At 64.7% G+C, this 19,213-nt stretch carries 20 protein-coding genes; 6 read left to right on the top strand and 14 right to left on the bottom strand.

Annotated elements, in window-relative coordinates:
* The first annotated feature begins 251 nt into the window (after positions 1-251).
* Positions 252-602 carry a thioredoxin family protein gene (locus J0X25_RS39340; protein WP_226777454.1) on the top strand — a complete coding sequence of 117 codons (351 nt, stop codon included), beginning with the start codon at positions 252-254 and terminating at the stop codon, positions 600-602.
* Positions 603-604: 2 nt separating this feature from the next.
* Here J0X25_RS39340 and J0X25_RS39335 read toward each other — a convergent pair whose 3' ends face one another.
* Together J0X25_RS39335 and J0X25_RS39330 are read right to left on the bottom strand one after the other, a co-directional pair.
* Positions 605-895 (bottom strand): hypothetical protein, encoded by a 291-nt coding sequence (locus tag J0X25_RS39335; protein WP_226777453.1) that lies wholly within the window; start codon positions 893-895, stop codon positions 605-607.
* A 113-nt stretch (positions 896-1,008) separates the two neighbouring features.
* Entirely contained in the window at positions 1,009-1,434 is a 426-nt protein-coding gene (locus J0X25_RS39330; RefSeq protein ID WP_226777452.1) for a hypothetical protein, read from the bottom strand.
* A gap of 233 nt (positions 1,435-1,667) precedes the next feature.
* Here J0X25_RS39330 and J0X25_RS39325 point away from each other — a divergent pair, with 233 nt between their 5' ends.
* On the top strand, positions 1,668-1,874 hold the full coding sequence (locus J0X25_RS39325) for a hypothetical protein (RefSeq protein ID WP_226777451.1): 207 nt from the start codon (positions 1,668-1,670) through the stop codon (positions 1,872-1,874).
* Here J0X25_RS39325 and J0X25_RS39320 read toward each other — a convergent pair.
* The 5 genes from J0X25_RS39320 to J0X25_RS39300 are packed head-to-tail and all read right to left on the bottom strand — an operon-like array spanning position 1,859 to position 7,214.
* A complete protein-coding gene (locus J0X25_RS39320; RefSeq protein ID WP_226777450.1) occupies positions 1,859-2,926 on the bottom strand; it encodes a glycosyltransferase family 2 protein in 1,068 nt (355 codons plus the stop codon). The genes J0X25_RS39325 and J0X25_RS39320 overlap by 16 nt on opposite strands.
* Positions 2,919-4,442, bottom strand: coding sequence for a nucleotide sugar dehydrogenase (locus tag J0X25_RS39315; RefSeq protein ID WP_226777449.1), 1,524 nt, complete (start codon positions 4,440-4,442; stop codon positions 2,919-2,921). Before J0X25_RS39315 ends, J0X25_RS39320 begins: the two co-directional genes overlap by 8 nt.
* Positions 4,439-5,416: a Gfo/Idh/MocA family protein gene (locus J0X25_RS39310; RefSeq protein WP_226777448.1), complete on the bottom strand. Its 978-nt coding sequence runs from the start codon at positions 5,414-5,416 to the stop codon at positions 4,439-4,441. Before J0X25_RS39310 ends, J0X25_RS39315 begins: the two co-directional genes overlap by 4 nt.
* Entirely contained in the window at positions 5,413-6,639 is a 1,227-nt protein-coding gene (locus tag J0X25_RS39305; RefSeq protein ID WP_226777447.1) for a DegT/DnrJ/EryC1/StrS family aminotransferase, read from the bottom strand. Before J0X25_RS39305 ends, J0X25_RS39310 begins: the two co-directional genes overlap by 4 nt.
* The gene (locus J0X25_RS39300) at positions 6,636-7,214 is read right to left on the bottom strand and encodes an acyltransferase (RefSeq protein ID WP_226777446.1); all 579 of its coding nucleotides are present in this window, start codon (positions 7,212-7,214) and stop codon (positions 6,636-6,638) included. Before J0X25_RS39300 ends, J0X25_RS39305 begins: the two co-directional genes overlap by 4 nt.
* 412 nt (positions 7,215-7,626) lie before the next feature.
* Here J0X25_RS39300 and J0X25_RS39295 point away from each other — a divergent pair, with 412 nt between their 5' ends.
* Entirely contained in the window at positions 7,627-8,160 is a 534-nt protein-coding gene (locus J0X25_RS39295) for a DUF7344 domain-containing protein (protein ID WP_226777445.1), read from the top strand.
* A gap of 383 nt (positions 8,161-8,543) precedes the next feature.
* On the opposite strand, the gene J0X25_RS39290 is transcribed toward J0X25_RS39295, so the two are convergent.
* The 3 genes from J0X25_RS39290 to J0X25_RS39280 all read right to left on the bottom strand — a co-directional run bounded on the left by J0X25_RS39290 (position 8,544) and on the right by J0X25_RS39280 (position 10,568).
* Positions 8,544-9,527 carry a DUF1616 domain-containing protein gene (locus tag J0X25_RS39290; protein WP_226777444.1) on the bottom strand — a complete coding sequence of 328 codons (984 nt, stop codon included), beginning with the start codon at positions 9,525-9,527 and terminating at the stop codon, positions 8,544-8,546.
* Positions 9,528-9,735: 208 nt separating this feature from the next.
* The gene (locus tag J0X25_RS39285; protein WP_226777443.1) at positions 9,736-10,011 is read right to left on the bottom strand and encodes a PadR family transcriptional regulator; all 276 of its coding nucleotides are present in this window, start codon (positions 10,009-10,011) and stop codon (positions 9,736-9,738) included.
* 224 nt (positions 10,012-10,235) lie between these two features.
* On the bottom strand, positions 10,236-10,568 hold the full coding sequence (locus J0X25_RS39280; RefSeq protein ID WP_226777442.1) for a winged helix-turn-helix domain-containing protein: 333 nt from the start codon (positions 10,566-10,568) through the stop codon (positions 10,236-10,238).
* Between the two features lie 627 nt (positions 10,569-11,195).
* On the opposite strand from J0X25_RS39280, the gene J0X25_RS39275 reads away from it, so the two are divergent.
* Entirely contained in the window at positions 11,196-11,357 is a 162-nt protein-coding gene (locus tag J0X25_RS39275; protein WP_008895653.1) for a DUF7563 family protein, read from the top strand.
* A 432-nt stretch (positions 11,358-11,789) separates the two neighbouring features.
* The gene (locus J0X25_RS39270) at positions 11,790-12,293 is read left to right on the top strand and encodes a DUF7344 domain-containing protein (protein ID WP_226777441.1); all 504 of its coding nucleotides are present in this window, start codon (positions 11,790-11,792) and stop codon (positions 12,291-12,293) included.
* A gap of 97 nt (positions 12,294-12,390) precedes the next feature.
* On the opposite strand, the gene J0X25_RS39265 is transcribed toward J0X25_RS39270, so the two are convergent.
* The 4 genes from J0X25_RS39265 to J0X25_RS39250 form a co-directional block, all read right to left on the bottom strand.
* Positions 12,391-14,526 carry a DUF7282 domain-containing protein gene (locus tag J0X25_RS39265; RefSeq protein ID WP_226777440.1) on the bottom strand — a complete coding sequence of 712 codons (2,136 nt, stop codon included), beginning with the start codon at positions 14,524-14,526 and terminating at the stop codon, positions 12,391-12,393.
* Positions 14,527-14,749: 223 nt separating this feature from the next.
* Positions 14,750-15,226 carry a helix-turn-helix transcriptional regulator gene (locus J0X25_RS39260; protein ID WP_226777439.1) on the bottom strand — a complete coding sequence of 159 codons (477 nt, stop codon included), beginning with the start codon at positions 15,224-15,226 and terminating at the stop codon, positions 14,750-14,752.
* A gap of 883 nt (positions 15,227-16,109) precedes the next feature.
* Entirely contained in the window at positions 16,110-16,496 is a 387-nt protein-coding gene (locus J0X25_RS39255) for a hypothetical protein (protein WP_226777438.1), read from the bottom strand.
* 104 nt (positions 16,497-16,600) lie between these two features.
* Positions 16,601-17,584: an NAD-dependent epimerase/dehydratase family protein gene (locus J0X25_RS39250; RefSeq protein WP_226777437.1), complete on the bottom strand. Its 984-nt coding sequence runs from the start codon at positions 17,582-17,584 to the stop codon at positions 16,601-16,603.
* Positions 17,585-17,777: 193 nt separating this feature from the next.
* Between J0X25_RS39250 and allB the strand changes: the two genes are divergently transcribed.
* The gene (gene allB, locus J0X25_RS39245) at positions 17,778-19,151 is read left to right on the top strand and encodes an allantoinase AllB (protein ID WP_226777436.1); all 1,374 of its coding nucleotides are present in this window, start codon (positions 17,778-17,780) and stop codon (positions 19,149-19,151) included.
* Positions 19,152-19,213: the final 62 nt, after the last annotated feature.

Below are 19,213 nucleotides of genomic sequence, written 5' to 3'. Positions count from 1 at the left end.
TTCGATGGATCCGACCGACGACCGGTAACTGGGATCGATCGCCGGCACGATTCAGGTGAGTTCACGCGAGTGGTTCTGCGGTGATTCCGTTTATCGACGGGGATCGATCCCGTTCGGTGCCGACGCGGGGGACCGCTCGTCGCCGACGGTGCCGTCTCGCTCCGTTGCCGTCAACGGTGCCGTCTCGTTCCCTTGCCGCCGGTCGCTCGAGCGTGCACTACCTGTTTCAGCCTGGATCCACTAGCCGCGGTATGGAACGGACAGCCAGACCGACGCAACTCGCGGACGGTCGGGCGCTCGACGACTTCCTCGAGCGCCACGACGTCGCGCTCGTGGAGTTCTACACCGCCGGCTGCTCGATGTGTCAGGCGATGGAACCGGTGCTGGGGAACGTCGCTCGGGCGACCGGCGTCCCCGTCGGTACGATCAACCCCGGCGACGACATCGGACTCGTCGAGCGCTTCGACATCTCGTCGGTGCCGACGCTGATCGTCTTCGAGGACGGCGAAGAAATCGCGCGGCGCGCCGAGGGGTTCGTCGGTGCCGACGAGGTCGTCGACTTCCTCGAGAACCACGTTCCGGGCGCCGTGGACGCCGACTGAGGCTACTCCGCTGGCTCGAGGTCGCTCGGGTCGACCTCCCCCGCGAGGTACCGCTCGCCGAGGTCCGTGATGTCGTAGACGCCGGGCATCCGTCTCTCGAGGAGTCCGTACGCGGCGAGTTCCCGACAGCGGGTAGCCGCGTGCGGCCCGCGGCAGATGCCGCGCTCGTCGATGTCGTCGGGCGCGAACACGTCGTCGTCGCACATCGCCTCGAGAATGTCGTCGTCCGGGGGGGCCATCCAGCCGTCGCCGTCGGGTTCGTCGGTGCCGTCGGTCGGATTTGGGTCTTCCATACTGTCTCCTCCGTTCGGACGGTCGCTCGTCCGGACGGTGGCCGTCAGGCTACATGATACTGTTGCATCGCCAGTCGCCGCCGCGCTGCCGGAATCCGTCGGGCGGTCGACCGCTACTGTTCGGGGGCGGCGTAGTCCACGTGGACGTTGGGTGCGGCCCCCGGCGATACGCCCGTGATGCGGCGGTCGACGAACGTGACGTCGGCGAGGTCGCCGGTGAACCGGTATCGGAGCGTTCCGGTTTCGATCGTCCCTTCGACGGTCGATCCCGAGACGATCGACGTCTCGGTGGCCCGCTCTTCCTCGAGCAGTTCGACGTCGCCGTCGACGGTGATCTCGAAACTCGAGGGCGTACCCCGGCCGATGATCGTCAGGGTGTTCGCGGCCGGATCGTCGACGTCGTTCCGCGTCGCCGCGATCGTCACCGGCGGCGGCGTCGTGGTCGCGTCCAGCTCCGTCCGTTTGGTCGACTCGACCGTGGCCGATTGCTCGTCGGGACCAGTCGATTCGGACCTAGTAGTCACGCGCTTGCGTTCCATATACTGACCTGTGCTAAGTATACAAATATAAACGTTGCTACTGAACCAACAGTAAGATTTGATGAAATATATCCTTCCGATGCCGTTATCGCCTGTTTCTCGAACGATTTGGATCCGTCTCTGAAGACGGAGAATCGGGGATACGAGCGGGGAGTCGGCCGGATCCGAATCGCGAATCCCCGATCACGAAACACTTATAGCTCCCTCTCAAGAAGGCCCAGTAACTGGATTCTATGACACTCTCTAGTCTACTTTCCGATCTCCTTCCGGGATCGGAGCCGGATACCGAGTCACCAGCGACGACACAGGACTGCGGCGAGAGCGCTCGCTCCCCGACGGTCATCCACGAGTGTCGAAACTGTGGGACGAACGTCTCGGCCGATACGACCCGCTGTCCGGCGTGTGACGGCGAGGATATCGTTCGTTACTCCATCGACTGATCCGGCGTCGGCGCCTCGTCGACGTCGCCCTCGCGTCTGCGGTAGTCGTATCTGGTCACCTCGAGGTCTTCGTTCTCGTCGGCGTCGAGCCAGATCGCCGTCCCGAGCGCGATCAGCCCGAGAACGATGGCCACGAACGACGCGATCACGCCGGTGAACCCGTCTTTTCCGCGCAGCGAGCGGACCAGCGAGCCGCCGAAACCGGCGGTCCCGCCGGCCAGTCCGGCGGTACCGGCGCCGTAGAAGACGGTCGCGGGGTGGAACCGCTGGACCACGTACCGCGTCTTCACCCGCCAGAGAAAACTCCGGAGCAACAGCAGCGACACGAACCGCACGAACGGGACGTAGCGAATGCTGCTCTCCTCGTCGCCGTAGACGGCCGGCATCGAGACGTCCGCGACGCGGCGCTCGTAGACGTTGAGGTGGGTGAGGATGTGGTTGAGGAAGCCGTACCGGTCGGTGATCTCGTCGAGTTCGAGTTGCTCGATCGTCTCCCGCGAGATCGCGGTGTAACCGTTCTGGGGGTCGCCGATCGTCCAGTACCCCGAGGCGAACTTCGAGAGGCCGGTCAGCATGGCGTTCCCGACGAACCGGAACGTCGACATCCCCTCCCGGTCCTCGGGGTGGAGGAGTCGGTTCCCCTTCGCGTAGTCGGCCTCGCCCTCGACGACCGGATCGATGATCCGATCGAGGATGTCGGGATCCATCTGTCCGTCGCCGTTCATCACGGCGACGACGTCCATCCCGTCGGCCGCGGCGCGTCTGTAGCCCGTCTTGACCGCCGCACCGTACCCGCGGTTTTCCTCGTGGCGGATCGGGACGACGCGACGGCTATCGCCGCCGTCGGCCAGCGCGAGTGCGGGTTCGGAGTCGGCGTCCGCGTTGATCCGGGCGGCGACGTCCTGGATGACCGCCCAGCTATCGTCGGGCGACCTGTCGTCGACGGCGTAGATCCGGTCGACGAAGTCCGGTACGGTCTCGATGACGGTGCCGACGAAGTCCGCCTCGTCGTAGGCGGTGACGACGACGCCGATCCGGTGGCCCTTATACATCGTCACCCCCGCCGGTCGTGGGGTCGGCTCCGGCCGTCGGCGGGCCGTCGTCGACCCCGCCATCTGCGGTCAGCGACTGTTCGTCCGCCGTGACCGCGTCACCTGCGCTCTCGCCGGTCGGCGGTCGACCGCTCGCCGACCCCGCGAGCGTGTACTGCCGGTGGGCGGTCGCCGAGAGATCGACCGCGTCCCGGCCGTCGACGACGACCATCGGCTCGAGGTCGGTCCACGGAATCTCGTCGAACTGCTCGTGGGGCGTGACGATCACCGCGGCGTCGAACGACTCGTCGGTGAGCTCGCCCATCTCGACCGCTCGAGCGCCGTACTCGGCCGGGTCGACGAGCGGGTCGACGCCCGCGACGTCGGCACCGCGGTCGTTCAACTCGTCGATGACGCCGAGCGCGGGCGAGGCCCGCGTCTCCTCGACGCCGGGCCGGTAGGTGATCCCGAGGACGACCACCGAGGCGTCGGCGAGGTCGGTGGCGGCGTCGATCGTGGGGTCGTCCTCGGTCGCCGCCAGCTCCCGCTCGAGGCGCTCGACGACGACCGTCGGCATCTCGTCGTTGACCCGCCGGGCGGTCCGGGTCAGGTCCATCGGCTCCTCGTTCTGCGAGAGCAGGAAGTGCGGGTAGTAGGGGATGCAGTGGCCGCCGACGCCCGGACCGGGGTCGTGGAGCTGACACATCGGCAGGTCGTTGGCCGTGTCCATCGCCTCGCGGACCGAGATGTCGAGTTCGTCCGCGAGTCGCCCCAGTTCGTTCGCCAGCCCGATGTTGACGTCCCGGTAGACGCCCTCGAACACCTTGACCGCCTCTGCGGTCGTGGCGTCCGAGACCGGGTGGACATCGTTGTCGGAAATCTCGTCGTAGACGATCGACGCGGCCCGCGTGCTCTCGTCGTCGACGCCGCCGACGACCTTCGGATACGCGCCGCGGATGTCCTGCAGCGCGCGGCCGCTGGACGTCCGTTCCGGACAGAAGGCGAGGCCGAACTCGTCGGCCTCGAGTCCGCTCTCCTGCTCCAGATGGGGCTGGATGACGTCCCGACAGCTCGTCGGCGGGAGCGTCGACTCGGCGATGACCAGATCGCCGGGCTCGAGCCCGGCCGCGATATCGTCGATCACCGACTCGACCGTCGTCAGATCCGGCTGGTTCTCCTCGTCCAGCAGCGTCGGTACGATGACGACGTGGACGCGGGCGTTCCCGGCCGCCTCGGCGCCGTCGGTCGTCGCCTCGAGGCGACCCTGATCGACCTGCTCGGCGACGAGGTCGTCGAGTCCCGGTTCGCCGACGACGTGGTTCTCGCCGGCGTTGATCCCGTCGACCACGTCGGGATCGATGTCGACGCCGGTGACGTTGCCGGTCGTCTCCGCGTAGACGCTCGCCAGCGGCAGCCCCATCTTCCCGAGGCCGTAGACGGCGACCGGAATCTCGCCGCCGGTGAGCCGTTCGCGCTGGCGCGCCGGCGACTCGCTCGAGCCGTAGAGGCCGCCGCTAGATGTAGAATCGCCGCTCATCGGGCCTCCACCTCCCGTTTTCGATTTTCGTCGTCGATCAGCGCACCGATCGTCTGCACCGTCTCGAGGGCCTCGATGCCGTCCTCGGCGGTGACGACCGGCTCCGACCCGGTACGGGCGGCCTCGACGAACGCCTCGAGTTCGTGGCGCAGCGGCTCCCCGTTGTCGACGCGGGGCCGTTCGACGACGCTCTCGTGGCGGTACCGGTTCTGGCCGTCGTCCGTGAGGTACTCCGGGTAGGAGTCGCGGTGGATCAGCACGGACTGCTCGAGGTAGTCGACCTCGACGAGACACTCCCGGGCCGTGACGGTCAGCTTCCGGACCTTCTTCTGGGTGACCCGGCTCGCGGTCAACGACGCGACGACGTCGCCGTACTTCATCGTCGCCGTCGCGTACTGGCCGTTCTCGGTGCCCATCGCGGTCACGGTGTCGGGCTGGGCGTCGAGCATCGAGCCGACGATGTCGATGTCGTGGACCATCAGGTCCGAGACGACGTCGCCAGTCGATCGGTCGATCGGCGGGCCCAGCCGTTCGGCCTCGACGCTGATGACGTCCAGGTCGTCGATCAGGTCGGTGACCGTTCGCACGGCCGGGTTGAACCGCTCGATGTGGCCGACCTGCAAGACGAGATCGTTCGCCCGCGCTCGCTCGGCCATCGCCCGTCCCTGCTCGACCGTCTCGGCGATCGGCTTCTCGACGAGGACGTGGACGCCCGCATCGAGGCAGTCCGTTACCACGTCCTCGTGTACCGGCGTCGGCACGGCGACGGTGACGACGTCGCACCGATCGAGGAGCCGATCGAACTCGACGGGTTCGGTTTCGTACTCGTCGGCGACTCGCCGTGCGACCGTCTCGTCGCGGTCGCTGATGCCCGCGAGTTCGACATCTCGTAATTCACTGTACACGCGCGCGTGGTTCTCGCCCATGGAACCGACGCCGATGACGCCGGCCCGGATCCGTTGTGTCTGGGTCATGTGGAGTTGAAGTGGTCCTGCACTGCTTCGACGACGGTTCGTCGGTCCCGCTCCGTGAGGTTCGGGTGGACGGGCAGCGAGAGGACCGTCTCGGCCGCCCGTTCCGCGTTCGGCAGCGACGCCGCCGCCGTACTCACCGTCTCGTATGCCGGCTGGCGGTGAATCGGCGTCTCGTAGTAGACGCCGGTGTCGACGCCGCGGTCCTCGAGCGTCGCCGCCAGCGCCTCCCGGTCGTCGGTCCGGATCGTGTACTGGTGGTAGACGTGGCGGTAGCCCTCGGGTTCCGTCGGCGTCTCCACCGGCAGGTCCGCGAGTTCCTCGTCGTAGTAGGCCGCGTTCTCCCGGCGCGCCCGGTTGAAATCGGGCAGGCGCTCGAGTTGGGCCCGGCCGATGGCGGCGGCCATGCTCGTCATCCGGTAGTTGTGCCCGAGCGCGACGTGCTCGTACGTGCCGCCCTCGCCGACGTCCCGACCGTGGTTGATGAAACTCGCAACCCGATCGGCGACGTCGTCGCGGTCGGTGGTGACGATCCCGCCCTCGCCGGTCGTCATGTTCTTCGTCGGGTAGAACGAGAAGCAGGCGGCGTCGCCGAAGCCGCCGACCCGATCGCCGTCGATCGCCGCGCCGTGGGCCTGACAGGCGTCCTCGAGGACGAACAGGTCGTGCTCGTCGGCGATCGTCGAGAGGCGGTCCATCTCCGCCGGCAGTCCGTAGAGGTGGACCGGGAGCAGGCCGACGACGTCGTCGCGTTCCTCGAGGACGCGTTCGACCGCGTCCGGATCGATCGTGTACGTCTCCGGATCGACGTCGGCGAAGACGGGTTTGCCGCCGGCGAGCCTGATGGCGTTGGCGCTCGCGACGAACGAGAACGGCGACGTCACGACCGCGTCGCCCTCCTCGAGACCCAGCGCCTCGAGTGCGGCGTGGAGGGCGGTCGTCCCGTTGGACGTCGCGACGGCCCGCTCGGTCCCGCAGTAGGCGGCGAACGCCGCCTCGAATTCCCGTACCTCGGGACCGTCGGCGAGCATCCCGCTCTCGAGGACCGACTGAACGCGATCCGTCGCGTCGTCGCTGAGTTCGGGATCGGCGATCGAGACGCCGCCACTCGCCGGTTCGTCGGTGGCCCCGTCGCCCGACTGATCGGCCTCGGCGACCCCGCCGTCGGGTTCGGCGACCGGTTCGGCGTCGCTACTCCGCTCGGTATCGGGATTCGGGTCCGTCATGCGATCTGATTTGCACCCTCGAGCGGTTTCGGAAGCGTCTGGACCGTCGCCGGCGTGCCGACGGCGAGCGTGTCCGGCGGGACGTCCTCCGTCACGACCGCACCGGCCGCGACGAAGGCGTTCTCGCCGACGGTGACGCCGGGCAGCAGCGTCGCGTTCGCGCCGACGGAGGCGCCGTCCTCGATCGTCGGCCCCTCGAGGCCGGTGTCCGTCCTGATCGGGTACTCGTCGTTGGTCAACGCCGCGCTCGGCCCGATGAAGACGTTATCCCCGATCGTCGTCTCGGTCGGAATGTAGACGTTCGTCTGGAGACTGACGTGCGAACCGATCGTCGTCTGGCCGTCGATGACGGTCTTGGTTCCGACGAGGACGTCGTCACCCATCGTCGTCCCTTCCCGGATCAGGACGTCGTGGCCCGTCGTCAGCTCGTCGCCGATCGTCACGTCGCCGTAGACGATCGATCCGGCTCTGATCGTCGCGCCGTCGCCGACTCGTGTCGGCTCGTCGAACTCGCCGTAGCCGACGGTGGCTCCCTCGTCGACCGTGCAGTCGGCGCCGGAGACGAACTCGCTCACCGCGTCCCACCTCCGTAGCTACTCGCGTCCGTATCCTGGAACCGAGAGCGTCGTGATCGTTGATACATCATAGGTAACTCGATACCCGCGTGGGCAATCGTGCTGATACAGCCGGTAACACGGCTTTGTTATCCCCGGCCTGTCGGCCCTGTAGTGGGGAACTAGAGGATGGACAGTCGTGCTCCACGGAGAATTGTCGCGTCACAGCCGCTCGCTCCCGTGCTCCGGGGTTTTCGTCAGTCATTCGGGGAGAAATATCGGATTAGAAGTCAGTCATCGGGCCAAACTGGTATAAATCCCTTTCGATCGGGTAGCCGAGTGATAGTAAAGTTCCGATCTCTGGCATTCATTGCCGTGAGGTATCCGAACACACCGACCACACGGGAGTTGATTCGGGACCCCGAGGACGCCCATGTCTGAACACAATCTGACCCAGGCCAAACTGTTCGACGTTTTCAGTAACGCCCGTAGAAGACGAACCGTCCAGTATCTCACCCACCAGGGCGGCGCCTGCGATCTCGCACCCCTCGTCGAGCAGGTCGCCGCCTGGGAGAACGACATCGACCCCGACGAGGTAACGCGCACGCAGCGCCGGCGGGTGTACATCTCCCTGTACCAGACCCACCTGCCGATGCTCGAAGAGCACGAGATCGTCGACTGGGACCCGGACGACCACACCATCGAACTCATCCCCCACGAGGAGGTCTTCGAGCCGTACCTCGATCACCGACTCGAGAATCAGCGCTCGTGGCACCACCTCTACATGGCGGTGACGGCGCTGGGGGTCCTCGCACTCGGCGTCTCGTGGCTGTCGGTCGGTCCCCTGACGACGACCGTCGCCCCGGTCGTCGCCCTGGTCCTCTGTCTCCTCGTCCTGGCCGTCTCGGTCGTCCAGCACGTCTCGCGGCGCCCCGATCTCGAGCTTCCCTTCGGTATTACGGGGTAATCCGCCGTCCCGGGTCCTCACAACTCGAACGAGTCCTCCCGTTCCCGATCCGTTCGTCGTCCCGACCGCCGCGTAGCCCGCCGAGCGGTCGGCCAGCGGTCTTCTTCCGGTTGTTCGGTCTCCTACTCCCACCGTCGCGATCGACGCGACGCCGTCGCTGTCGGTTCTCGAGCCGGCGGTCGCGCCGAGAGACGCGGTCCGCGGGGCCGATCGGATTCAGCGAGACGGCGCTCGATCACTCGCCCGTGATCGGTCGGCACCGAACCCGCTGGTCGACCGCCTGGAAAACGGGAGTCGTCGTCGTCACCGGGAATTCGAGGCGACGATCGAAACTGGTGTCGAGACGAAGCGTCGACGGCCCCGACCGACGCTGCGGACGACCGTCAGTCCTCGATGGTCACCCAGAAGTACGTGTCTTCTTCGGCGGCCTCGGTCGTCGGTTCGTCCGGCACGTCGCCCTTGAACAGGAGCACGGCGATCCGGACGGTCTCGTCGTCCCCGGCCGTCGGGGTTATCTCGAGTTCGCCGGTTCCGGTCGTGTCGTCGGCGAGGGTCGTCTCGAGCGTGTCGAGTCGGGTCCGCTCGACGATGGTTCCGTCCTCGACGACTTGCTCCTGGACGACGACCGTGTAGTCGGTTTCCGTCCCCTCTTCGTTTTTGATCGAGACGGTGACCGGGACGGACTCGCCCGGTGCGACTTCGTCAGTGATGTTGCCGGTGACGAGTTCGCCGCCGTCGGTCTCGCTGTACAGCGCCAGCTCGGAGTAGCCGCCGGTCGAGGGCGGGACGAGAAATCCGAGGAGGAGCGCGCTGGCAGCCAGTCCGATCGCGAGGACGAGGACGATCGAGGAGGCCGTCGCAACGTCGTCGGTCCCCTGCCGCAGTTGCGTCACCGACTCGAGCGGCGAGACGATGAATCGCTCGGATATCGGCGTCCGGAGGCGTCTAACGGCGCCGAACTGCGCGAGTACGACGGTGACGACGCAGAGCGTCGCTGCAATCGACCCGGTCGTCAACCCCCACTGCGTAAACGGCAGCGCGATCCCGACTATCGGGACGAGCGTCAGCGAGAGCGCGACGGAGAGTCCGAGCCGTTCGACGACGTCGATTCCGCGGGAGTGTGCATCGATCCACGCGGCCGGTTTCTGCGGCGTCCGTTCGCTCGCCGGAAACAGGACGGAGACGAGCGCGTACCCCGGAAGGAACAGCACCACCGGGAAGGTCGCGAGGAGCCGCAGAACGCTCCCCGCCTGCAAGGACGTCGTGATCGCGTAGGCCAGTATTGCGGCGGCCGAGACGACGGCGAGGTCGAACGGATACTGCCGAACGACGCCGAGTCTCGTCTGGGTACTCGTTCCGTGACTCATCGCTTTGACACCGGACGTTGGTAGTCAGGGCCCGACATGGCTGAAGACGACACATATGACATTCTCGACTCGTTGGCTGGGTGTACCCTCTATCGCTTTGTTATGCCCGGGTTACCGTCCCGTAGGCTACGCGTCCGGCGACGTCGCTATCCCACCCCTGTCGCCGGACTACCCGGTTGATCGGTGCGTCGACGTCGTATACACCGGATCAGAAATCGACGTACTGCTCTTCCCACCTGCGACGCTCGTCGATTCGTTCCCGACCGGTCTCGGTGATCGCGTAGTAGTTCGTCCGTCTATCAAGCTGTCCTTTCTCGACCAGCTCCTTGTTGACGAGGGTGTCGAGATTCGGATACAGACGACCGTGATTGATCTCGGAGCTATAGTACTTCTCGACTTCGTCCTTGACGGTCTGCCCCGACGGTTGATCGGCACCTGCGATCACGTACAGCAGGTCTCGTTGAAAGCCGGTCAGATCGTGCATTGCTCAATCACAGTGACCATTCCCCTGAGTAGATATTTGTTATCCGTATCATACAGCGGCGTTAGAACTCCTTTCAACACATGTTCGCGGAACTAAAGTGCACATTCAGCCGATTCTCTCTGCTAGCAGAAGATCGACGGTCGTAACGTCAGCCGGAGATTACGCGGCGGCGTGACGGTGGAGCGACCCCGGTGCTTCCTCGGCGAACGCGCTGCTGGCCGGTCTCAGTCGTCGGCCGTCGACATCGAGACGTCGATCCCGTCGGACTGAATCTGCACCTGGAGCGTCTCGATCGTCGCCTCGTAGGCCGTCGTGTGCGAGCCGTCGTCGTCGAACCGGACGCACTCCGAGAGGAGGCCGCTTTCGAGGAGGTTGTTGATTCGGCGATACACCGTCGCCGACGAACTGTCCGTTCGCTTCGTCAATTCTTTCGCCGTCTTCGGTCCGTCGCTCGTCGCGACCAGGATCATTCGAGCGCATTCGTCGCCGAGGACGTCGAGCTGGGCGGCCGGGTCAGTCGTCGATTCCGATCGTTTGTTACTCGCTTGCATTGACATCGTCGTAGTCACCCGAATTTGGGCAGGTTGTCTCCGTTCGCTCTCTCGAGAGAGGGGCCGATACGGATCGACCGGGCGGCCGGACCACCCGTATCACGAACACCACCAGTACATTCCAGCACGACGATCGGTAAGCGATAGTGGTATTTTATAACGATGTACCTTACGGATCGGAAACACGACAATTCGGCGGAGAAACGGCGTGTTTCGGCCCGGAAATACGCAGTTTAGATTCGCGTTCGAGCCGGTCAATGACACGTTTGGCAGTCGAATGCAAGCAAAGCCACCTGAATTCGTCGCCGTGTTCACAGGTCGCGGTTCGCCGTTCCCCTCGTCTCACTGGGCATATCGGACACTACAGGCCGGAAACTGCGTATTTCGCGGTTCTCGTATCGTGTTCCTCGGTGAACGGTCTCCGTCCTTTATTCGCATCTACTCCCCTCGATACGATGACGCCCGGACGAGTGTGGAGGTGTTACAGCCGGATTCGGCGTCGCTGCCCGATCGCGGGGGTGGCGCCGAGACGTGCTGGCCGAGCCGGTCGCGGTCGATCGCTCGACTCCCATCGCTCGTTCGTGTTTCACCCCCAACACAACCATGAAATCCACGCAACAAGACTGGAAGCCCATGGAATCGTCGACAGCAGGCGCCCGCTGTCGAAACTGCGGCACGCACGTAACCCAACAGTTTGCGCGCGTTTTCGGCGACAACGGTGACATCGTCCACGGCTGTCCGGCCTGTACGACCTACCGTGAAATGCAGTCCGGCGGTCATCTGCCCGGTGAATAACCGACACGTTCGCGGACCGTTTCGAGTCGCCGATCGGCACTGATCGCTTCGTTTTCCGGCTATCACACGTCTCGAGCGACGCTGTGGCTCGTCCGGCGGTCGAACGGTAAGAGCGGCCGCGCTATCGAGACCGGCAGCCAGCGTCGAGACCAGCGGCCAGCGACGACGCCATCGCTCCAGTCACGGGCCGGTGTTCTCCGAGGACTGCGGATCTTCCCCGTGAGCGGTCCTGGGACGCGCGGTCGCCCTGAGTGCCGTCCCTCGCCGTCAGCTTTATCCGAGCCCTACTCAAGACCGCCGTTTGCTGCTCGCGTTCGACGTTCCAGAGCGACGATCTAGCCTGCAAAAGTTAAAGTCAGTGGTCTGCGAAGGCCCTCGTGCATGGTAGCTGGTGGTGGACTGCTCGTCGATAATCCCGTTTCTTCTTGATCGATGTCTGTCCAGACAAACCGCACCGAGTCGCTCGAGGAAAGCGAGGTGTTTCACATCCTCGGTAACGATCGTCGGCGAGCGATCGTGCAGTTGCTCGCCGAGGAATCCGGGCAGGTCGACGTCTCGGATATCGCCTCCGAGATCGCGGCCACCGAGACCGATACGACGCCCGTTCCGAACAACCTCTACAAGAGCGTCTACGTCTCGTTACAGCAGACGCATCTGCCGCAGTTGCAGGAAGACGCCGTGATCGAGTACGATTCCGAGGCGAAAACGATCCAGCCGGGGGCACACTTCGACGAGGTGTTACAGTACATCGACGGCCACGGCGGCGCCCGATCGTGGATCCTGCAACTTCACCTGGGGCTGTGCGTCGTCGGTCTCGGAATCATCGCCCTCGCGGGCCTCGGCATTCCGTTGCTCTCGAGTTTCAATCTCGTTCTCACGAGCGTCGTCGTGCTACTGCTCGTCGCCGCGAGCAGCCTTTACCGGTTGCTCGCCTGACGGCTGCTCACTCCACTCCGGACGTGATCGACCGCGGCCAGAAAAAGATGCGCCAGCGGGTCGTGCGAACGCGAGTCGACCGCGACGGCGCCGACGCTTAGCTGGCGGCAGTCGCGTTGTCCGCGCCGGTTCCGTTGGTTGCGTTGGTCTCGGTGTCGTTCTCGAGATCGCCCTCGAGACCGCCGTCGTCCGTCGCGGTGGTCAGCTCGAGAGTCGCGACCTCACCGGAGAAGTCCGAGAGGACCATGTGGACGTACTGGCCGGCCTCGAGACCGAGGTCGGCGGTGTTGACTTCGAACTCGACCTGGGCCGTTTCACCCGGTGCGAGCGTGACCTCTTCGGTGGTGATCAGGTCGCCGTCGAGACGGAACTGAACGGATTCGGTTCGTTCCTCCTCGGTCGGGTTCGAAATCGTCGCCGAGACGGTGAACGTCTCACCCGCTTCGGCGGTTGCAGGTGCGTCCAAGTTCTCGACCGTGAACGAATCTGCGGGTTCTTCTTCAGCCGGCGGTTCTTCGACCGGCGTGTCGTTGACCGGCTCTTCTTCAGCCGGTGTGTCGTTGACCGGCTCTTCTTCAGCCGGTGTGTCGTTGACCGGTTCCTCTTCGACTGGCGTGTCATTGACCGGTTCTTCTTCAGTCGGTGTCTCGTTGACCGGTTCCTCTTCGACTGGCGTGTCATTGACCGGTTCTTCTTCAGTCGGTGTCTCGTTGGCCGGTTCTTCGTCGACCGGCGTCTCGTTAACCGGTTCTTCTTCAGTCGGTGTCTCGTTGGTCGGTTCTTCCTCGGCAGGCTCTTCATTGACCGGCGTCTCGTTAACCGGCTCTTCTTCAGTTGGCGTCTCGTTGACCGGTTCTTCCTCGGCAGGCTCTTCATCGACCGGCGTCTCATTGACCGGTTCTTCTTCAGCCGGTGGTTCCTCAACCGGCGGCTCTTCCGCAGCCGGCGGTTCTTCGGTCGGCGTTTCATTGACAGGCTGTTCGGCTCCGATATCTCCGACGAACACGTAGATCGTCGCCTGTTCAATGACTACCTCGACTGACCCTTGGAAACTCGCTGCTGACCGTTGGTCAGTCTGATCGCTTGCTTGGCCCATCGCAGTGTGATCCCCGTTGGACGAAGCGACTGACACCTCGTCGAGCGTGATCTCGAGGTCGCTGGTCACGTTAGCGTGGGCAGCGGTGTCGTTCGAGTCGACTGCGGTATGGTTGCCGGCATCGACCGTAATACCGTCCATTTCGACGCCGGACATGTTCTCGCTGGCCGAGACGTTGTCAGGAAGTTCGCTGATGAACACGAAGATCGTCGCCTGTTCGATGACGACGTTGATTTCTCCGTCTCCATCCTCGGTCGGTGCTTCCTCAGCCGGTGGCTCTTCATCAGCTGGCGGTTCTTCCTCGACTGGCTCTTCTTCAGCCGGTTCTTCCTCAGCCGGCTCTTCCTCGACTGGCTCTTCTTCGGTCGGCGTCTCGTTGACTGGTTCTTCCTCAGCCGGCTCTTCCTCGACCGGTTCTTCCTCGACCGGCTCTTCTTCAGTCGGCGTCTCGTTGACCGGCTCTTCCTCGACCGGTTCTTCCTCAGTCGGCGTCTCGTTGACCGGTTCTTCCTCGACCGGCTCCTCTTCAGTCGGCGTCTCGTTGACCGGTTCTTCCTCGACCGGCGCTTCGTCGGCCCCACTGATACTGACGACGGCGTCGTCAGTCACCGGTTCGTCGTCAGCCGTCAGGTACGGCGGATCGTCCGCACCCTCGCTATCGACGAAGTCGTACGTCTCGTTGTCGTTCGTGTCGCGATGTGGCATCGCGATGAGCGTCTCGTCTTCCTCGAGCGGTTCGTCGAGGGTCACCGTGACGTTGTCGTGGGTGCCCGGCTCGAGATACTCGGAGGTGCCGATGACGCTCTCGAAGACGTTTCCGACGAGCAGGCTACTGTCGTGGATCGTGACGAAGCCGCCGCTCGCCGTCGTGACGTTGTTGACGACGACCGTCTCGCCCGCGGTCGTCTGAGCGGAGAAGTTCACGTAGGCGCCCTGACTGGCAGCCCCGCCGTCTTCCTCGATCGTGTCGTTCGGTTCGTCGACGGGTTCTTCGGCTCCCGTCTCGTTATCCGATACGTTCTCACCCGTGTCTACAGGCTCCTCCGCTGGAGCTGTCTCGTTGTCCTGAATAGCGTACTCACCGTCGGTCTGGTCGTGCTCGTCGACGGACCCAGCGACCGCTGCGCTGGCGACCATCGCCCCGCTCGAGCACACCATCATCAACGCCATGAGTACTACGAATAGCTGATTGCGTGCATTCATGTCTGTGCCGTGAAGGCACCGGCTAATCGCGGGTTCGCCGCATAAACGGCCACAACCATTACATCCCGAAACTGGATACTACGTCGAGTGCGCCGCTACGCCCGTGACCGTTCGGTGCTGGAAAACAACGATTGTTGATAGCTTCGCGTCCGACGGCTCACTCGTTTCGCGGGTGTTCGGGCGATTGTGACGCCGTCGGTTCGTTGCCCGGTAGACAGACCAGGTTCTCTCGACCGAGTCGGAGTTTCGTCACCTGGTCGTCGTCCTCGAGTTCGGCGAGCAGTCGGCTGACCTTCGCTTTCGACCAATCGACCGCGTCGACGATCTCCGACTGTTTCATCCGCCCGCCGTTCTCGCGGATGAGCTGTTCGACTCGCTCCCGATCGGTCAGAAACTCCTGGTGTCGCGGTTCCGGATCGGCGACGAACGCGTTCTGTTCGTCGAGTCGGTTGCGAGCGACGAGGACGCTACCGAGGAGCACGAGTGCCAAAATACCGACCAGGGCTGCGAGATGCGGACTCCATTCCATCTGGATCGGTCGGACGTGGCGAGGCGAAATGACCGCGATGAATGGCTCGATGCGCTCGGTCGGAAGCCGCGGGATGACGCCGATCGAATCGGGAGCAACGACCATCGTTGTGCAGGCTCGAAAGTGGATGCTCATGTGGACTGGCTGGGAGTGGGTTCGCTCACGTTGTGCTGTACCGTCGTGACCGCTTCTCAAAATGTTTTTTATCGATCATTTATTGTTGCCGAATCTTATTTCACCATTTGTGACACTTCGTTCCGTTCGTTCGGTCGTTCGGAGACGGGTTTTCGTGACGATCAGCCGATCCCTACAGTATCGTCTCACTCCCGCCGACCGATACTCTTGGCCTTGCGAACGGTCTCGGGGGGTGGTACGTTCGCCCTTCTCACTGACCGATCGCCACCGAGCGAGCGCACGGTACCGCTTCGGAGAACCGTAGACCGAGTGCTCGAATAAACTCGGTCGGACGTTCGCAACGACTAGCGCGGATTCCCCCAGATTCAGTCGGTAATTAATCACTTCGGTGAGTGTCCCGGAAGTCGAAACAGTCCGTCTCCCGATAGTCGCGGGCCTGATACCATCTCGGACGCCGACGTTGGGCGGTGCTCCGCCGTGGTATCGAGTCGATACGGACCTTCTCGGGCGCGGACGATTCGTCGACAGTCCACCGAACTGGCGATCGGCTGTCGCGGCGTTCCAGTCCGTGGGTGCCCGGTCGTATGGTCGGCTCGGTGGCGGCGCGACGAGCGGCGCTCGAGAGTCCGCGTGGCGGGGACACCACGGCCGGCAATCCCGCTCGACTGGCGACTGACAGCGGGGACGAAACGAGGTAACCTCTCGAGCGACGACCACACCTCCCGTCGCTCGGAGCGCGCCGTCGAGCTCGACTAGGGAGCAGTACTCACCAGTCGGATCGCGTGGGTCGTCAGCAGGTGATTGGTGTGTGAGTGAGAGACCCAACTGCCGCGTGAGAAACTGCTCGGTGCCGTTAGACGCCCGGGACGCCGACGGCATCGAACCCGGTGACGCCGATGAGCGCGAGGACGTAGAGGACCACCAGGACCGACAGCCAGGCGATGATCGTGATCGCAGCGGCGTCGACCCAGCCGCCGGGATACCGCGCGTTGACCACGGCCAGATAGGCGACGAACACCAGTAGCGGCCCGAGCAGCGGAATCCAGCCGAGGAAGAACCCGACGAGGCCCCAGACGATCGCCCCGAGCAAGGCAGTGATGATCGCGTACGTGTAGTCCTCGGTGTCGACGATGACCTTCGCGCCGAGGTAGATGCCGACGGCGCCGATCAGCAGGCTCACGACGAATACGATGAGGCTCTGGCCGGGGCTCACGGCGGCGACGATCGGTGTGTCGATCATACCCGTCGTGAAGCTACGGATACCGTTAGTTATCTCTCACCTACACTCACTCGAACAGTTGCTCTCCGTCCGGGTTCGGCGACGACGCTGCCGGGACCGCCGAATCAGCTGAACGTACTCCCCTCTCCGATCGATTCGACGGTGGCGTCGGTATCAGCCGGCGGCAGCCGCGTCCCCTCGACGAGCGATTGAATCCCGTTTTCGAGGCCAACGCGCGGCTCGAATCCGAGCGTCCGTTTCGCCTTGGAGATGTCCGCACCGCTATGTCTGATGTCGCCGGGTCGGGGATCGTGGTGGACGATCGGCGACGAGGAGTCGGTGGCGGCCTTGATCGTCTCCGCCAGTTCTTCGATCGACGTCCGGGTGCCCGTGCCGATGTTGTACGCCTCGCCGACCGCGTCCGTCGTCGCCGCCTGGAGGTTCGCCTGGACGATGTCGCTGACGTGGACGAAGTCCCGGGTCTGCTGGCCGTCGCCCTCGATGGTGATCGGCTCGCCCGCGCGCGCCTGCTCGAGAAACGTCGAGATGACGCCGCTGTAGGGGCCCTGCTGACGCGGGCCGTAGGCGTTGAAGTACCGCAGCGCGACCGTCTCCAGATCGTACAGCTCCGCGTAGCGCCGGGCGTACTGGTCGAGCGCGAGTTTCTGGATGCCGTACGGCGACGTCGGTTCGGTCGCCGCCGACTCGGAGACCGGCAGCTCGTCGGGGTGGCCGTAGACCGCGGCGCTCGAGGCGGCGACGACCCGGGCGTCCTCCTGGCGTGCCTGCTCGAGGACGAGCAGGCTCGCGTCGAGGTTCGTCTCGTTGCTCTGCCGGGGGGCGTCGACGCTGCGAGAGACGCTGACCATCGCGGCGTGGTGGAAGATGATATCGACGCCGCGGGCCGCCTGCTGGAGGGCGATCGGATCGCCGATATCCCCCTCGACGACCGTCACGTCCTCGGGCAGGTACGCTCGGTCGCCCGACGAGAAGTTGTCGAGGACCCGCACGTCGTTGTGCGGCGTCAGTGCCTCGACGAGATGACTCCCGATAAAGCCCGCCCCACCGGTGACGAGCACCGTCCTGTCGCGAATCGCGGCTGAATCCATTGTGTCCTCCCACCAGTCGCCCGCTGTTTAGTATCCGATTCGTACCCCCGCGTTTCCGCGGGACGAATCCCGTAAACCACTGATTACGGCACCGGATCGGCGTTCTCCACCCAGAACTGGGACGACCGTCCGGGCGAAGCGACGTGACTCGGTTGGGGAAGCTATATGCGCCGCCCTCGGCAACCTCACGGCAATGACCGTCGATCTGGTCGTGCGAAACTGCACCGTCGTCACGCCCGCCGGCCGCTCGCCCGATTCGGGCGTCGCCGTCGAGGACGGTGAGATCGTCGCCGTCGGCCGCAGCGACCGGCTTCCCGACGCGGTCCGCGTCGTCGACGGCGAGGGGAACGTGCTGGTGCCGGGTATCGTCGACTGCCACATTCACAACCGAGAGCCCGGCCTCGAGTACAAGGAAGACTGGGAGTCCGCGACGCGGGCCGCCGCGGCCGGCGGCGTGACGACCGTCGTCGGGATGCCCAACACGGACCCGGTTATCGACCGGCCCGACCACCTCGAACTCAAATTCGAGCGCGGCGAGGCGTCGGCCCACGTCGATTTCCAGAGCTACGCCGTCGTCACCTCCGAAAATCTCGACCTGATCCCCGACATCGACGAGGCGGGCGCGCTCGGATTCAAGATCTTCCTCGGCTCGACGGTGGGTGACGTTCTCCCGCCGAACGACGGCGAGATCCTCGAGGCGATGGAGCAAATCCGCGAGACGGGCAAACGGCTGGGATTCCACGAGGAGAACGGCGAAATCATCGACCACTACACGGAGAAGTTCAGGGCCGAAGGGCGGAACGAGCCCATCGATCACTCCCACTCCCGGCCCGTGATCGCCGAGCGGGAAGCGGTCGAGCGAATGGTCACCTTCGCCGAGGAGACCGGCGCCAAGGTTCACATGTTTCACGTCTCCTCGGGATCGGCCGCCGAGGCCGTCACCCGCGGTAAAGAGCGGGGAGTCGACGTCACCGCCGAGACGACGCCCCACTACCTCTGGTTCACCGAGGAGGTCATGCGTGAGAAAGGGAACCCGGCCCGCATCCAGCCGCCGATTCGGAACGCCGAGGAGCGAGAGCGACTCTGGCGCGTCGGCATCGACGACGGCGCGATCGACTGCATCGCGACCGATCACGCGCCCCACACCCCCGAGGAGAAGAAGGTGGACGATCCCTTCGGCAACACGTGGGACGCCATCTCGGGCTTCGTCGGCCTCGAGACCGAGATTCCGGTCATGCTGACGTTCGTGAACGAGGGTCGACTCACGCTCGAGGAGTGGGTCCGCCGCCATTCGGCCCGTCCAGCCCAGGTCTGGGGGATGTATCCCCGGAAGGGATCGCTGCAGGTCGGCACCGACGCCGACTTCACGATCGTCGACCCGGACCGCGAGTGGACGCTCGAGGAGAGCGACGAACTCCACTCGAAGAACTGCGTGACGCCGTTCGTCGGGGAGTCGTTCACCGGGAAGGCAGTGGCGACCGTCGTCCGCGGCGAGGTCGTTTACGAAGACGGCGCGGTCGTCGGCGAGTCGGGGTACGGGACTCGAGTCGACGTCGACGGGTCGTAACGTCCCCGCGAAAACGGGTGTCGTTACACTTGGTAATTCTCACTCCGTGAAAGCGGCAGTCG

It is taken from the genome of Haloterrigena alkaliphila (assembly GCF_017352155.2).
Lineage (GTDB): Archaea > Halobacteriota > Halobacteria > Halobacteriales > Natrialbaceae > Haloterrigena > Haloterrigena alkaliphila.
The sequence above is the reverse complement of the archived record's forward strand: the minus strand, read 5'-3'. Positions and strand labels throughout refer to the sequence as shown.

Excerpts from the sequence above, each read along its gene's own strand:
- J0X25_RS39340 (WP_226777454.1), top strand. The coding sequence starts at position 252 with ATGGAACGGACAGCCAGACCGACGCAACTCGCGGACGGTCGGGCGCTC.
- J0X25_RS39335 (WP_226777453.1), bottom strand. The coding sequence starts at position 895 with ATGGAAGACCCAAATCCGACCGACGGCACCGACGAACCCGACGGCGAC.
- J0X25_RS39330 (WP_226777452.1), bottom strand. The coding sequence starts at position 1,434 with ATGGAACGCAAGCGCGTGACTACTAGGTCCGAATCGACTGGTCCCGAC.
- J0X25_RS39325 (WP_226777451.1), top strand. The coding sequence starts at position 1,668 with ATGACACTCTCTAGTCTACTTTCCGATCTCCTTCCGGGATCGGAGCCG.
- J0X25_RS39320 (WP_226777450.1), bottom strand. The coding sequence starts at position 2,926 with ATGTATAAGGGCCACCGGATCGGCGTCGTCGTCACCGCCTACGACGAG.
- J0X25_RS39315 (WP_226777449.1), bottom strand. The coding sequence starts at position 4,442 with ATGAGCGGCGATTCTACATCTAGCGGCGGCCTCTACGGCTCGAGCGAG.
- J0X25_RS39310 (WP_226777448.1), bottom strand. The coding sequence starts at position 5,416 with ATGACCCAGACACAACGGATCCGGGCCGGCGTCATCGGCGTCGGTTCC.
- J0X25_RS39305 (WP_226777447.1), bottom strand. The coding sequence starts at position 6,639 with ATGACGGACCCGAATCCCGATACCGAGCGGAGTAGCGACGCCGAACCG.
- J0X25_RS39295 (WP_226777445.1), top strand. The coding sequence starts at position 7,627 with ATGTCTGAACACAATCTGACCCAGGCCAAACTGTTCGACGTTTTCAGT.
- J0X25_RS39290 (WP_226777444.1), bottom strand. The coding sequence starts at position 9,527 with ATGAGTCACGGAACGAGTACCCAGACGAGACTCGGCGTCGTTCGGCAG.
- J0X25_RS39285 (WP_226777443.1), bottom strand. The coding sequence starts at position 10,011 with ATGCACGATCTGACCGGCTTTCAACGAGACCTGCTGTACGTGATCGCA.
- J0X25_RS39280 (WP_226777442.1), bottom strand. The coding sequence starts at position 10,568 with ATGTCAATGCAAGCGAGTAACAAACGATCGGAATCGACGACTGACCCG.
- J0X25_RS39275 (WP_008895653.1), top strand. The coding sequence starts at position 11,196 with ATGGAATCGTCGACAGCAGGCGCCCGCTGTCGAAACTGCGGCACGCAC.
- J0X25_RS39270 (WP_226777441.1), top strand. The coding sequence starts at position 11,790 with ATGTCTGTCCAGACAAACCGCACCGAGTCGCTCGAGGAAAGCGAGGTG.
- J0X25_RS39265 (WP_226777440.1), bottom strand. The coding sequence starts at position 14,526 with ATGGTCGCCAGCGCAGCGGTCGCTGGGTCCGTCGACGAGCACGACCAG.
- J0X25_RS39260 (WP_226777439.1), bottom strand. The coding sequence starts at position 15,226 with ATGGTCGTTGCTCCCGATTCGATCGGCGTCATCCCGCGGCTTCCGACC.
- J0X25_RS39255 (WP_226777438.1), bottom strand. The coding sequence starts at position 16,496 with ATGATCGACACACCGATCGTCGCCGCCGTGAGCCCCGGCCAGAGCCTC.
- J0X25_RS39250 (WP_226777437.1), bottom strand. The coding sequence starts at position 17,584 with ATGGATTCAGCCGCGATTCGCGACAGGACGGTGCTCGTCACCGGTGGG.
- allB (WP_226777436.1), top strand. The coding sequence starts at position 17,778 with ATGACCGTCGATCTGGTCGTGCGAAACTGCACCGTCGTCACGCCCGCC.